At 74.5% G+C, this 13,707-nt stretch carries 7 protein-coding genes and 1 pseudogene; 4 read left to right on the top strand and 4 right to left on the bottom strand.

The annotated features are described in order from the left end of the window. Positions 1-40: 40 nt before the first annotated feature. A complete protein-coding gene (locus tag ACSHWO_RS33155; RefSeq protein WP_361099334.1) occupies positions 41-613 on the bottom strand; it encodes a TetR/AcrR family transcriptional regulator in 573 nt (190 codons plus the stop codon). Positions 614-762: 149 nt separating this feature from the next. Between ACSHWO_RS33155 and ACSHWO_RS33150 the strand changes: the two genes are divergently transcribed. Both ACSHWO_RS33150 and ACSHWO_RS33145 read left to right on the top strand, forming a co-directional pair. Then, positions 763-1,602, top strand: a complete 840-nt coding sequence (locus ACSHWO_RS33150) for a hypothetical protein (RefSeq protein WP_438318055.1) — start codon at positions 763-765, stop codon at positions 1,600-1,602. A 228-nt stretch (positions 1,603-1,830) separates the two neighbouring features. Next, on the top strand, positions 1,831-2,640 hold the full coding sequence (locus ACSHWO_RS33145) for a septum formation family protein (RefSeq protein ID WP_438318052.1): 810 nt from the start codon (positions 1,831-1,833) through the stop codon (positions 2,638-2,640). Positions 2,641-2,655: 15 nt separating this feature from the next. Here the strand turns inward: ACSHWO_RS33145 and ACSHWO_RS33140 are convergent. Both ACSHWO_RS33140 and ACSHWO_RS33135 read right to left on the bottom strand, forming a co-directional pair. After that, positions 2,656-2,754: pseudogene (locus ACSHWO_RS33140) on the bottom strand (VOC family protein); the annotation flags it as partial. A gap of 96 nt (positions 2,755-2,850) precedes the next feature. Continuing rightward, positions 2,851-4,065, bottom strand: a complete 1,215-nt coding sequence (locus tag ACSHWO_RS33135) for a S8 family peptidase (RefSeq protein WP_385848251.1) — start codon at positions 4,063-4,065, stop codon at positions 2,851-2,853. Positions 4,066-4,595: 530 nt separating this feature from the next. Between ACSHWO_RS33135 and ACSHWO_RS33130 the strand changes: the two genes are divergently transcribed. Then, the gene (locus ACSHWO_RS33130; RefSeq protein WP_385848248.1) at positions 4,596-5,495 is read left to right on the top strand and encodes an NAD-dependent protein deacetylase; all 900 of its coding nucleotides are present in this window, start codon (positions 4,596-4,598) and stop codon (positions 5,493-5,495) included. 38 nt (positions 5,496-5,533) lie between these two features. On the opposite strand, the gene ACSHWO_RS33125 is transcribed toward ACSHWO_RS33130, so the two are convergent. Next, the gene (locus ACSHWO_RS33125; RefSeq protein ID WP_438318047.1) at positions 5,534-5,941 is read right to left on the bottom strand and encodes a hypothetical protein; all 408 of its coding nucleotides are present in this window, start codon (positions 5,939-5,941) and stop codon (positions 5,534-5,536) included. A 521-nt stretch (positions 5,942-6,462) separates the two neighbouring features. Here ACSHWO_RS33125 and ACSHWO_RS33120 point away from each other — a divergent pair. Further along, positions 6,463-13,707, top strand: a complete 7,245-nt coding sequence (locus ACSHWO_RS33120) for an SDR family oxidoreductase (protein WP_438318044.1) — start codon at positions 6,463-6,465, stop codon at positions 13,705-13,707.

Genomic DNA, 13,707 nt, shown 5'->3' with positions numbered 1-13,707 from the left:
CGTGGGGGTGTGGGGGCTGGGGCGGACGGCGGGTGGGCACTCACGGTGTGGGCCAGGCCCGCAGCAGGGCGTCGAGGGCGTCGATGATGCGGTCCCAGCTCTCCTGGCTGTCCGGGGAGCTGTGGCTGAAGCCGCCGGCCTTCTCCAAGCTGACGTAGCCGTGGAAGACGCTGCCGAGCATGCGGACGGCATGGGTCTGTTCCGGCTCCGCCAGGTCGTAGCCGCGCAGGATGGCCCGTGTCATCCGCGCGTGGCGTACTCCGGCGCTCGCGAGGGCGGTGTCGGTGTCGAGCGGGAACTGCGTCGCGGTGTAGCGGCCGGGATGCTCCCGGGCGTAGTCGCGGAAGACGTCCGCGTACGCGCCGAGGGCGTCCTTGCCTGAGCGTCCGGCGACGGCGTCGGCGGCCCGGTCGGCGAGATCCTCCAGGCAGGACAGTGCGATCCGGGTCTTCAGGTCGTGGGAGTTGCGCAGGTGCGAGTAGAGGCTCGCGACCTTGACGTCGAACCTCCGGGCGAGTTCGGAGAGCGTCACGTGCTCGAACCCGATCTCATCCGCCAGGTCCACCCCCGCACGTACCAGCCGATCCGCTGTGAGCCCGACCCGTCCGGCCATGACGCCCCCTCATCCTCTTCCCCGAAACCTTCCTACATCCATCAAGCATTTACCTAAAGCATATAGGTAGACGACGGGCGCGTCGCGCTGCCCCCGAAGGGCGGCGTTTCGTCCACGGGGCGGGCCGCCCGGCGCTCTAGGCTCGGCCCGTGACGCAACCCGAGCAGCGCGTCGAGGGCTTCGGACCGTTCACCACCCGGGTCACCTGGCAGCTGACCGATGGCGGGACAGCGGTCTGGGAGTCGCGTCCCGCCCGGCGGCGAGGAACCCTCGCCATCCGTACACCGGGGGCGGAACACGACCTGCACGCCCGCGCCGACGAGGTCTCGATCGGGCGCCTGCGCAGGCTCAACGCCATCGCCGCGACCGCGTTCTTCATCGGAGGCGCCCTCTTCGCGGCCGGCGCCGGCGTCGCCCAGTTCGGATCCGGCGACGCCACGCAGAGCGCGTCGATCTACTTCGTCGGCGGACTCTTCTTCAACACCGGCGGCTACGTCTCGCTCCTGCAAGCGGTCAACGCGCCCCGCCACACGGTCGACAACCGCCTACTGGCCACCCGCCGCTGGCGGTGGTGGAGCTACGAGCCGATGCGGTTGGACTGGCTGAGCGCCTTCCTCCTGTTCACGGGCACGCTGGTGTTCGGCGTGAACCTGCTGGACTCGTTCCAGCAGGGGCTGAGCGTCCAGCAGGTCAACCGGATGGTCTGGGTACCCGACCTGGTGGGCTGCCTGCTGTTCCTGGCATCCGGGCACCTCGCCCTGATCGAGGTCTGCCACGGGCGGCTCCGCCTGCTGCCGCGCGACCTCGGCTGGTGGATCGTCACGGTGAACCAGCTCGGGTCGGCCCTCTTCATGCTGTCCGCGCTCGCCGCGTACACCAGGCCGAGCACCGGCAGCCTGGTCAACGTGGCCATCGCCAACTGGGGCACCCTGACCGGCGCCCTGTGCTTCTCCGTCGGGGGCGTCCTCCAGCTCTTCGAACGCCCTTAGCTCCCGGGACTCCCGCGGCCCGCGTATCCCTTGTACGGCCCGTATCGCCCGCACTGCCCCGAAGACTGCGGTCGTCTGCCCGTCCTCGAATGGACCGGCCCCTTCCTCCGGCCGGGGGATACTGGGGCGCGGCCGATCCGAACATCATCCGCCCATCAGTCCCCCACCCGGCGGCGTCACCGCCGGCTGTTGGCCACGTCCCACCCTCTCGCGAGGAGCACCACGCGCATGTCGATACCCCCGCAGCCACCGTCGTCCCCTCAGCCGTACCCGCAGCCGGGGCCGTACGGGCAGCCCGGCCAGCCGGGACATCCCGGAATGGCCGGGCCGGCGGCGCCGCCGTACGGCGGTCCGCAGGGCTGGTACGCGCCGCCACAGAAGACCAACGTGCTGGCCGTCGTTGCGTTCGTGATGTCGCTCGTCTGCGCGATCCCGACGGTCCCGCTGATCCTCGGCATCGTCGCCCTCTCCCAGATCCGCAAGGGCGGCGAGAAGGGCAAGGGGCTGGCCGTAGCGGCCATCGTCATCCATGCGGCGACCATCGCGTTCTACGTGGTCGTGATGGTCATCGGGCTGTCCGGAGCGATGGGCGTCGACCCTGAGCCGCGGCGCGACACCAGCGGCCAGGTCACCACCCCCGGCTCCAGCGACGTACAGGACATCCGCAAGGGCGACTGCTTCAACACGGAGGACGACCTGGCGAAGACCCAGGAGAAGGAGGGCACCCAGGCCCGCTTCTCGGTGCGGACGGTGCCCTGCGACCAGCCCCACGAGGGTGAGGCGTACGCGGTCTTCGACCTGGAGGACGGCCCGTTCCCCGGCACGGCGAAGGCCGCCGCGGCCGCCGAGGAGAAGTGCGGCGGGAAGGCGCTGACCGACTACGTGGGCAACGCCGCGAAGCTGCCGAAGACGCTGGAGGTCTTCTACTACTACCCGCAGTCCAGCAGTTGGGCCCTCGGCGACCGCGAGGTCACGTGCTTCCTGGGCACCGCCAACGGCACGAGCACCGGCTCCGCCCGCGCCACCACCGGTTCCTGAACCTCCTCCCGACCGGACGTGCCAGCTCGCGGTACCGGTCCGACCCACGTCGGCGGGCCTGGCGCCGAGAGCGAGCAGCCGTTGCGGCTCGGCGTCCTGGTCGCGGTCGGGCGGGCGAAGGCCCCCGCACGGCCGGGGCCGCCGCATCCCCCCTCAGGTGCGGCGGCCCCGGTGCTTGTGCGGGCGGATCAGGCCACGAAGGTGATCCGGCTACCGGTCGGACACCTTCAGCAGCTTGTTCGGCGTACCGCTGCTCGGGTTGGTGATCTTCCCCGGGGTCGCGGCCGCGGTGAGCGCCTCCGCGACCTGCGCCGGGGTCGCGTCCTTGTGGCCGGCCAGGTACAGCGCGGCCGCCCCCACGACGTGCGGGGTCGCCATGGACGTACCGGAGATCGTCTTCGTGCCCGTGTCGCTGTCGTTCCAGGTGGAGGTGATGTCCGACCCGGGTGCGTACAGGTCGACGACGGATCCGAAGTTGGAGAACGACGACTGGGCGTCGGCGGCGGTGCTGGAGGCCACGGTGATCGCCTCCCGGACGCGGGAGGGCGAGCCCTGTCCGGCGTCGCTCGACTCGTTGCCCGCGGCGACCCCGAAGGTGACCCCCGCCGCTATCGCACGGCGCACGGCCTCGTCGAGCGCCTCGTCGGCACCACCGCCGAGGCTCATGTTCGCCACGGAGGGGCCGCTGTGGTGCTGTGTCACCCAGTCGATCCCGGCGACGACCTGCTCCGTGCTGCCCGACCCGTTGTCGTCGAGGACGCGGACGGCGACGATCTTCGCCGCCTTCGCCACCCCGTGCGACCGGCCGGCTATGGTTCCGGCGACGTGCGTGCCGTGCCCGTTGCCGTCGTCGGCGCTCTGGTCGTTGTCCACGGCGTCGAAGCCGTGCTCTGCCCGGCCCCCGAAGTCCTTGTGGGTGATGCGGACGCCGGTGTCGATGACGTACGCCGTGACGCCTTCACCGCCCGCGTCGGGGTAGGTGAACTTCTTGTCCCCCGCCGTCTCCGTCTGATCGATGCGGTCGAGGCCCCAGGACGGCGGGTCGTCCTGGGTGGTGTTGATGGAGAACTTCTTGTTCTGGACGACCTTGGACACCGCCGGGTCGGCCGCGAGGCGCTTGGCTCCGGTCTCGGAGAGCCCGGATGCGGAGAAGCCGTTGACCGCGGACGTGTAGGTGCGCTTGAGTTCGCCGCCGTACTTCTTGGCGAGGGCCTGCTTGTCCGCGTTCTGGTCGAGGATGACGATGTAGCTGCCGGGAAGTGCCCCCGGGGCGCCGAGCCCGTACACCGTTCCCTCTGCGGGTGCGGTGGCACCGGCGAGGGGCGATAACAGCATGCAGACGCCGGCTGCGGTGGCGACTCCGGTGGCCACGGCCAGGATGCGGAAGCCGCGCGAGCGTGCGCGGGCATGCCTGTGAGTTGACATGAAGAGGGTTCTCCTCGTGTTGACGTGTGGGGCGTCAAAGCGTTGTGGTGCAACCCCGTTGGAGCCGAAGGATCTTCTGGGGCTGGTTCGAAACCCTGACCGATTCGCAGAGGCGATTCAAGGCCGCCCGGGCCGACAGCCCTGTTCGCCAAGCTTTCTGAAGGAAATCTCCTCGTCAGCCCCGCGGGACGACCACACTCTTCGAACGACGCACACATGTACGCCACTTCACGATGCACTAGCGAAGGCGGGGCACCGAAGGGCCCGCAGCTGCGGGCAGGCGAGCGGCACGGCCACGGGCCCACACCCCGGCCCGGTCACCGACCGTGCACGCCTGGCGACCGGCACCGGCCGGAGTGCCGAACCAACGGGACGAGCCAGCGGCAGGTCCTACGCGCCGGCCGGCGCGCGGTGCCGGCGACAGCGCACCCACCCGGCCGTCCGCCCGTACGGCCGCCCCGCCGCCCGGCAAGGCCGTCCGCGGTGGACGGCGGAAGCGTCGGCGGGACCCGTTCCGTACCCTGGGCGGCATGCGCACGCGTCCCACGCTGAACTGGACCCCAACCGAGGACCTGCCGCCGGGCACCACGGATCTGGAGCCGGTCGCCGACGCCCTGGGCAGGGGCGGTGTGCTGGTGCTCAGTGGGGCGGGCATCTCCACGGAGTCGGGCATTCCCGCCTACCGGGGCGAGGGCGGGAGCCTGAGCCGGCACACCCCGATGACCTACCAGGACTTCACCGGCAGCGCCCGGGCGCGACGCCGGTACTGGGCGCGCAGCCACCTCGGCTGGCGTACCTTCGGCGGCGCCCGGCCCAATGCCGGGCACCGGGCCGTGGCCGCGTTCGGGAGCCGCGGCCTGCTGTCGGGCGTGATCACCCAGAACGTCGACGGCCTGCACCAGGCCGCCGGCAGCGAGGGCGTCGTGGAGCTCCACGGCAGCCTGGACCGGGTCGTCTGCCTTTCCTGCGGAGCCTTCAGCCCGCGCCGCGAGCTGGCCGAGCGGCTGGAGGAGGCCAATGCGGGCTTCGAGCCGGTGGCCGCCGGAGTCAACCCGGACGGCGACGCCGACCTCACCGAGGAACAGGTCGGGGACTTCCGCGCAGTGCCCTGCTCCGGTTGCGGCGGCGTCCTCAAGCCCGATGTGGTGTTCTTCGGCGAAGCCGTTCCGCCGGAGCGGGTCGAGCACTGTCGCGAGCTGGTCCGCGGGGCTGCGGCGCTACTGGTCCTGGGCTCCTCCCTGACGGTGATGTCCGGGCTCCGGTTCGTGCGCCAGGCAGCCCGGGCCGGGAAGCCGGTGCTGATCGTCAACCGGGACCCGACGCGCGGCGACCCGCACGCCCTCACCCGGGTCGCGCTCCCCCTGGGCACGGCCCTCACCACCGTCGCCGACCGACTGGACATCCCGGTCGACGGCGGGTGTGCGGCCTGAGCCCGGGTGCGCGCCCGGGCCCTTTGCGCCGGGCCCCTTCAGTCGGCCCGCTCGCGCACGTAGTCGTCGGTGAGGAGGTCGCACGTGCACCAGTCGCCGTCGCACGGACTGCCGTGTTCCGCCCCGTAGGGGCCGAGTCCGGCCATGAGGCCGAGGACCTCGGCCCGTTCGGGCGCGGTGAGAACGGGCAGCGAGGGGTCGGCAAGCTGCCGCCAGTCGGCCAGGTCGTCGTTGACGTCGGCGACGCAGCGGCCGTCGACGAAGAGGGTGTGGAGCGGGTGCTCGGGGAAGTCGTTGAGCCGCAGGACCCACCAGCGCCCTTCCACCCGCGCCGCATGGGGGAAGACGTTTGAGCCCGTGGCGTGCCAGATGGTTCCCGGGGGAAGCGGGAGGGGGCTCTCCCCCTCCCCTGCAAGGCCGGTCGTCGCGGCCCGTTCGCTCGTCATGCTGCCCATCCTGCAAGGTCCACGGCCGTCAGGTCCAGGTCGAGGCCGGTGCCGTGCAGCGCCAGGGGCGGAGGGGCTGCCGGGAACGGGTGCGTTCGTGCGCTCCGGCAGGAAGTGGTCGGTTCCGCAGTCGGGTCGGATTCCGCCGACTCGATTCGGACATCCACGGATAGCGACCCGAACGCGTTCAGGTGCTACTGACCAGTACTTTTCGACTCTTCGGCGTACGCCGCAGGACGACGTATTTGCGCCGTTCGTTTTACGGGACGCATCAGGGGGCGTTCCCCCGGCGAACATCCGCCGTGGCCGGCCGGGGGTCCGCCTCCGATGGCCGGTTCGGCAGCGCCGGGTTCGGATCAGCGACTGAGCGTTGACCCCTCAGTAACTTGGCGCTAGTTTCGCCTCGTTCACCGAAAGGCCCTAATTCCCGTTCCGGGCCAGCGCGACCTTGTGCCTTCCCGCGGCCTTAGTCATGGCCGAAATTCCCCCACCGGGCAACGCCATCGCACATTCGGAGAATTATGACGTCGGTAGTGCAAGTCATCGGACTGACCCCTTTCGGCGAACCCGACTCCCGCCTCGCGGCCGCGGTCACGCGCGGCGGCGGCCTGGGCGTCCTGGACCTCGGATCCGGCGACCGGGCCGCCCGTGAGGCCCTCGGCGAACTGCGGCACTGGCTCCCGGGCCGGTACGGGGTGCGGATCGGGCCGCAGTGCCGATTACGCCCCGGCGACCTGGCCGGGCTGCTCGACGTGGCCGGCGGGCCCCGTACCGTGCTGCTGGGCGTCGGGGCGGCCACGCGGCCCGGCGACCTGCCGTCCGGCGCGGGCGGCGTGCGCGTGCTGGCCGAGGTCACCGATCTGGCGGAGGCCCGGGCCGCCCTGGACGACGGTGCGCACGGCCTGATCGCCCGGGGCAACGAGTGCGGCGGCCGGATCGGCGAGCTGAGCACCTTCGTCCTGCTGCAGCAGCTCCTCGACGCCACCGGCCCCGACGGGCCCCCGGTGTGGGCCTGCGGGGGCATGGCGCCCGGCACGGCCGCGGCCGCCGTCGCCGGCGGCGCCGCGGGAGTGGTGCTCGACACCCAGCTGGCGCTCCTCGCGGAGTCGGCGCTCCCCGCGGCCGTCGCGGCCGTCCTGCGGTCGATGGACGGCTCCGAGACCACCGTGCTGGGCCGCCACCGTTTCCTGCACCGCCGCGGGCCCGGGGCCCCGCCGGCCGCGGAACTGCCCGACGACCCGGACCGGATCACGGAGCTGCTCGGCGGGCGCGACCCGGGCACCCGGCTGCTGCCGGTCGGGCAGGACGCCTTCCTCGCCGCCCGCTTCGCCGACCGCCACCGGGACGCCGCCGGCGCCGTCCGCGCCGTCACCGAAGCGATCCGGGCCGCGGCCGACGACGACACCGCCACCCGCGGCCTGGGCGCCGGGTCCCCCATGAGCCGGGCGCTCGGCACCGCGCTGCCCCTCGCCCAGGGGCCCATGACCCGGGTCAGCGACGGGGCGGACTTCGCCCGCGCGGTCTCCGACGGCGGAGCCCTGCCCTTCCTCGCCCTGGCGCTCGCCGGCCCGGAACAGGCCGACACGCTGCTCGCCGAGGCGGCCGCGGCGCTCGCCGGCCGCCCCTGGGGGGTCGGGATCCTCGGCTTCGCTCCGGAGGAGACCCGTACCGCCCAGCTCGAAGCGGTGCGCGCGCACCGACCCGGCCACGCCGTCATCGCCGGGGGCCGGCCCTCGCAGGCCCGGGCCCTGGAGGCCGACGGCATCCGCACCTTCCTGCACGTCCCCTCTCCCGGACTGCTGCGCCAGTACCTCGGCGAGGGCGCGCGCCGTTTCGTCTTCGAGGGCGCCGAGTGCGGGGGACACGTCGGCCCGCGCAACAGCTTCCCGCTGTGGGAGGCACAGATCGACGTGCTGCGCGAGTACCTGGCGGAGGATCCCGGCAGCGCACCGGAGATCGAGGTGTTCTTCGCCGGCGGTGTCCACGACGCCCGCTCCGCCGCCATGGTGGCGGTCCTGGCCGCGCCGCTCACCGCCCTCGGGTGTGCGGTCGGCACGCTGATGGGCACCGCCTACCTGTTCACCCGGGAGGCCGTCGCACACGGCGCCGTACGCCCCCTGTTCCAGCGGCAGGTGCTGGCCGCCGAGGGCACCGCGTTGCTGCGGACGGCGCCCGGGCACGCCACTCGGTGCGTGCCGAGCCCGTTCAGCGAGGGATTCCGGGACCTCGCGGCCAGCCTGCGCGCGGAGGGTGTTCCCGACCGCGAGGCGTGGGAGCGGCTGGAGCGCCTGAACGTCGGCCGGCTGCGGCTGGCGAGCAAGGGCGTCGAGCGCACCGCGAGCGGCGCCCTGGCCGCGGTGGACGAGGAGCGGCAGTACGCCGAGGGGATGTTCATGGCAGGTCAGGTGGCGGTGCTGCGCGACGCCCCCACGACCGTCGCGGCGCTGCACGCGTCCGTCACCGAGGGGGCCGCCTCCTTCCTCGACCGGCGGCGCGCCGCACTGCGGGCCGGGCGGGCCCCGCTCCCCTCCGGGGCCGACGCCCCGGCACCGGCTCCGCTGGACGTGGCCGTCATCGGCATGGCCTGCATGTTCCCCCAGGCTCCGGACCTCGCGGCGTTCTGGGCGCAGGTGCTGGACGGCCGGGACGCCGTCACCGAAGTGCCGGCGGAGCGCTGGGACCCCGACGTGCACTGCTCCCCCGGCCCGGACGGCACCGGCTCGGCCAGCGCGTCCCGATGGGGCGGGTTCCTGCCGCGCATCCCCTTCGACCCCCTGCGCTACGGCATCCCGCCGGCGTCCCTGGGCAGCATCGAGCCGGTGCAACTGCTCGCGCTCGAGGCGTCCCGGCGCGCCCTGGAGGACGCCGGCTACGGCGAGGACGGCCGAGTCCTCGACCGCTCGCGGACCGGGGTGGTGTTCGGCACCGAGGCCGGCAGCGACCTGTCCAACGCCACCACGCTGCGGGCCGTGCTGCCCTCCTACTACGGGCACGTGCCCGCCGGGCTGGACGAACAGCTGCCCCGGCTCACCGAGGACACCTTCCCCGGCCTGCTCGCCAACGTGGTCGCCGGCCGGGTCGCCAACCGCCTGGACCTGCGCGGCCCCAACTACACGGTGGACGCCGCCTGCGCCTCCTCGCTGGCGGCCGTGGACGTGGCGTGCAAGGAGCTTCTCCTCGGCACCAGCGACGTGATGCTGTGCGGCGGCGCGGACCTGCACAACGGCATCAACGACTACGCCCTCTTCACCTCGGTGCACGCGCTGTCGCCGACCGGCCGCTCCCGGGCCTTCGACTCCGCCGCCGACGGCATCGCCCTCGGCGAGGGCGTCGCCTGCATCGTCCTCAAGCGCCTCGCGGACGCCGAACGGGACGGGGACCGGATCTACGGGGTGATCAAGGGAGTCGGCGCCTCCAGCGACGGGCGTTCCCTCGGGCTGACCGCGCCCCGGCCGGAGGGCCAGCGCGCCGCCCTGGAACGGGCCTACCGGGGCGCCGGCGTCTCCCCCGCCGACGTCGGTCTGGTGGAGGCGCACGGCACCGGGACCGTGGTCGGCGACCGCACCGAGCTCGGCGTGCTGACGGAGGTCTTCGACGAGGCGGGCGCCCTCGCCGGGAGCTGTGTGCTGGGCTCGGTGAAATCACAGATCGGGCACACGAAGTGCGCGGCGGGACTGGCCGGGCTCATCAAGGCCGTACTGGCGCTGTACACCGGCGTCCGACCGCCCACCCTGCACCTGGAGAGACCGAACCCGGCCTGGAAGTCCGGCGCCAGCCCCTTCGTCTTCCACCGGGAGGCGCTGCCGTGGCCGGTCGCCCCGGGGCGGCGGTACGCGGGCGTGAGCGCGTTCGGCTTCGGCGGCACCAACTTCCACGCGGTCCTGGCCGCCCGCGGCGGGGACGGGCCGCCGCCGGCGCACGCCCGCGACGAGTGGCCGGCCGAACTGTTCCTGTTCCGGGGGACCGACCCGGCGGCCGCCCGGCGGGCCGCGGCACAGCTGCTGGACCCGGCGGACGCGGCCGCCCGCGGCGACGCCCCGTGGCGGCTGCGCGACCTGGCCGCGACCGCGTCCTTCCGCGCGGCGCGGGCCCGCGGGCCCGTCCGGATCGCCTTCGTCGCCCAGGACACCGGTGACCTGTGCCGCCTGCTGCGGGCAGCGGTGGAGGAGGACCTCGGGGCGGATGCCGGTCCGGCGCCGGCGTCGAAGCCGACCGGCTCCGGACGTGACGTGTACAGGGCGGCCGAGGCGGTCGCGGAGGGCGAAGGGATCGGGCGTACGGTCTTCCTCTTCCCCGGGCAGGGCAGTCAGCGTCCCGGAATGTCCGCCCACCTCTTCACCGCCTTCCCCTCCCTCGGCCGGCTGCTCGGCGTCGACCCGGAAGCGGAAGCGGCAGCGGGCACGGGCTCGGGGACGGGCGCGGCCATGACCGCGGACGCGGACGCGTGCGGCCGGGCCGTCGGCGCGTTGTACCCGCCCGCCGCGTTCGACGAGGCAGCCCTGGAGGAGTCGCGGCGGGCCCTCACGGACACCAGGGCCGCACAGCCGGCCCTGGGCATGGTGGAGTTGGCGGCGTACGAACTGCTCGGCCGCTGCGGGATCCGGCCCGACATGGCGGCCGGCCACAGCTACGGCGAGCTGGTCGCCCTGTGCGCCGCGGGGGTCGTCGACGCCGAGTCGCTGCCGCGGCTGAGCTCCGCCCGCGCCGCGGCCATCCTGGACGCGGCCGGAGACGACCCCGGGGCCATGGCGGCGGTGGCCGCCGCACCGGAGGACATCGGGCGGGTGCTGGGCGGCCCACCGCTGCCGGACGGGCTGGTCGTCGCCAACCACAACGCGCCGCGGCAGAGCGTCCTGTCGGGCCCGACCGGCGCGGTCGAGGCGGCGGTGCGCGGGCTGCGGGACGCCGGGCTGGCGGTGAAGCGGCTTCCGGTTGCCTGTGCCTTCCACAGCCCGGTCGTGGCCGCGGCCGGACCGGCCTTCGGCCGGATCCTGGAGGAGTTCCCGCTGCGGGAGCCGGAGTTCGAGGTGTGGGCCAACCGCACCGCCCTCCGCTACGGGACCGGCGCCGAGTCGGTGCGCGCGGAGCTCGCCGCTCAGATCGGGGCGCCGGTGCGGTTCGCGGCGCAGATCGAGGCGATGTACGGCGCCGGTGCCCGGACCTTCGTCGAGGTCGGACCCGGCCGGGTGCTGACCCGGCTCGTCGCGGACGTCCTCGGTGACCGGCCGCACCGGGTGGTCGCCGTGGAACCGCGCGCCGACAGCGGACTGGCGGGTTTCCTCGACGCCGTCGCCCGACTGGCGGCCGCCGGACTGCCGGTGGCCAACGACTGGATGTTCCGGGGGCGGGACGCCGTCGACATCGACCGGGCCCCCGCCCCGCGCACCCCCGGCTGGACGGTGGACGGACACCTCGTCCGGACCGCGTCCGGCGAGCCGCTCCCCGGCGCCCTCACGCCGGCCCGACGAGTCGTGGAGGCACCCGTGTCGACGAACCCAGGTGAGGAGGCTGCTTCCGACGCGCAGGACATGCTGGTCGCCGAGTTCCTGCGCAGCAGCCGGGAGATGATCGCCGCGCAGCGCGACGTGCTGCTGGCGTACTTCGGCGGCGGGCCGGAGAGGCCGGCCCCCGGCCCCGCCGCGCAGACGCCCGTGGCCGTGTCCGTGCCCGTACCCGAGTACGGGCCCGGGTGGACGGTCGGCACCGGCGCACCGGGCCCCGCGGCGTCCGAAGCCCCCGGGGGGCCCGTACCGGGGGGCGGTGCGCCGGATGCCGGCACACACGCGCCACAGTCCGGGGAGCTCTCCGAGGAAACGGTTCTGCGGGCGGTCCTGGAACTGATCAGCGAACGCACCGGCTACCCCTCGGACATGGTCGAACCGGAACTCGACCTGGAAGCCGACCTGAGCGTGGACTCCATCAAGCGCGCCGAGATCGCGGGAGAGCTGGCCCGCCGCCTCGGCACCTCGGCCGGCGGCCCCGCGCCCGCCGCGCTGGACGACGCGGAACTGGAGGAGCTGACGCGGGCGCGGACCGCTTCCGCGATCGCCCGGTGGCTCGTGGCCCACGCGACGGCCTCCCCCACTTCCACCGCATCAACCGCATCAACCGCATCCGACGCCACCGCCGGACCTCAGGTCCCGCAGCCCGAGACCGCGGTCGCCGCAGCCGCACCGGGCGCGGGCACGCCCGGCGAGCAGGGTGCGGCGGCCGGCGCTGCCGGCCCCAGGCCGCCCGACGGGGCTACGGAGCCCGACGGCGCGGCGGAGCCGGTCGTGACCGCCCCCCGCCGGTACCGGGTGGTCCGGGCCCGGCTGACGAGCACGGCCGGCACGACGGCGGACCTCACCGGCACCCGGTGGGTGCTCCTCGGCGACGGCTCCGGGGCCTGGCGCGGCGCCGCCGCGGAACTGCGGGAGCTGCTGACCGCGCGGGGCGCGGAGGCGCTGCTCACGGACTCGGTCCCGGCGGCGCCTGCGGACGGCCCTGCGGACGGCGTGGTCGTGCTGGGCGCCCTGGGCGGGAGCGGCGGTCCGCCGTTCCTCCCGGCCGGCTTCCCCGTCGTCCGGGCCGTGCTGCGCGGCGCCCCGCGGCGCCTGCTGGTCGTCCGGGAGGCGGGGTACGGGGTCCGGGCGGCCGGGACGGACGGGCTGCTGCGGTCCGCCGCCCGCGAGTACCCGGACGTCGCGGTGCGCTGTCTCGCGCTCGATCCCGGTGGGCCGCCCGGTCCGGTGGCGGCCGCGCAGGCCCTGCTGGAGGAGCTCCTCGTGGGCGGCAGCGAGCCCGTGGTCGTACGCACGCCGGCCGGACGGTTCGCGCCGGTGCTCGTCGAGGCGCCGCTCGGCCCGCTCGCCGGTACCGGCGCGGGCCCGGCCGGCGGGGGCGCCGCCGAGGCGGAGGCGCTGGGGCTGGACCGCGACGGCGTCGTGGTCGTCGTGGGCGGGGCCCGCGGGATCACCGCGCGGTGCGTGACCGTGCTGGCGGCGGCCGCCCGCTGCCGGATCGAACTCCTCGGCCGCACCCCGGCGCCGAGCGGGCCCGAGGACCCGGTGACCGCCGCCGCACGCGACCGCACCGCCCTGCGGGGCCTGCTCGCGCGTACCGGCCGCTACGACTCGCCCGCGGCCGTCGACGGCGCCGCGGACCTGATCCTGGCCCAGCGCGAGATCACCGCGACGCTGGACGCCGTACGGGCGGCCGGCGGCCGTGCCCGGTACCGCAGCGCCGACTGCCGGGACGCGGCCGCCGTGCTCCAGGCGCTCAAGGAGATCCACTCCGAACACGGCCGCATCGACGGGGTGGTCCATGCCGCCGGAGTCGTCGAGGACCAGCTGATCGAGGACAAGTCGGAGGACTCCTTCCGCCGCGTCCTCGGCACCAAGACGGAGGGTGCGGCCGCGCTCCTCGCGGCGGTCGAGGAGCTGCCGCAGGCCGAGCACCTGTCGTTCGCCGTGCTGTTCGGCAGCATCGCGGCCGTCCTCGGCAACCGCGGCCAGGCCGACTACGCGGCGGCCAACGACGCGCTGGAGGCGTACGGCACCGCGTGGGCGGCCCGGACCGGGCGGCGCGCGCTGACCGTGCACTGGGGCCCGTGGGCCCCTTCCGAGGACCACAGCGGCATGGTCGGCCCGGAGCTGGCCCGGCACTACGCCCGGCGCGGGGTCCGGCTGATCGATCCGGAGGAGGGAGCCCTGGCCCTGCTGCGGGAGCTGGCCTGGGGTGACCCGGCGGAGCGGGCCGTCGTCCTGACCGCCTCGGAGTGGTGA

The organism is Streptomyces pallidus (ex Mingjun et al. 2026), from assembly GCF_051550185.1.
GTDB lineage: Bacteria > Actinomycetota > Actinomycetes > Streptomycetales > Streptomycetaceae > Streptomyces.
Note: the sequence above shows the minus strand (reverse complement) of the source record. Positions and strands in the feature narration are given on the sequence as shown.

Bases quoted from the DNA above. Each gene is read 5' to 3' on its own strand.
- ACSHWO_RS33120 (WP_438318044.1), top strand. From the start codon at position 6,463: ATGACGTCGGTAGTGCAAGTCATCGGACTGACCCCTTTCGGCGAACCC.
- ACSHWO_RS33145 (WP_438318052.1), top strand. From the start codon at position 1,831: ATGTCGATACCCCCGCAGCCACCGTCGTCCCCTCAGCCGTACCCGCAG.
- ACSHWO_RS33125 (WP_438318047.1), bottom strand. From the start codon at position 5,941: ATGACGAGCGAACGGGCCGCGACGACCGGCCTTGCAGGGGAGGGGGAG.
- ACSHWO_RS33135 (WP_385848251.1), bottom strand. From the start codon at position 4,065: ATGTCAACTCACAGGCATGCCCGCGCACGCTCGCGCGGCTTCCGCATC.
- ACSHWO_RS33130 (WP_385848248.1), top strand. From the start codon at position 4,596: ATGCGCACGCGTCCCACGCTGAACTGGACCCCAACCGAGGACCTGCCG.
- ACSHWO_RS33155 (WP_361099334.1), bottom strand. From the start codon at position 613: ATGGCCGGACGGGTCGGGCTCACAGCGGATCGGCTGGTACGTGCGGGG.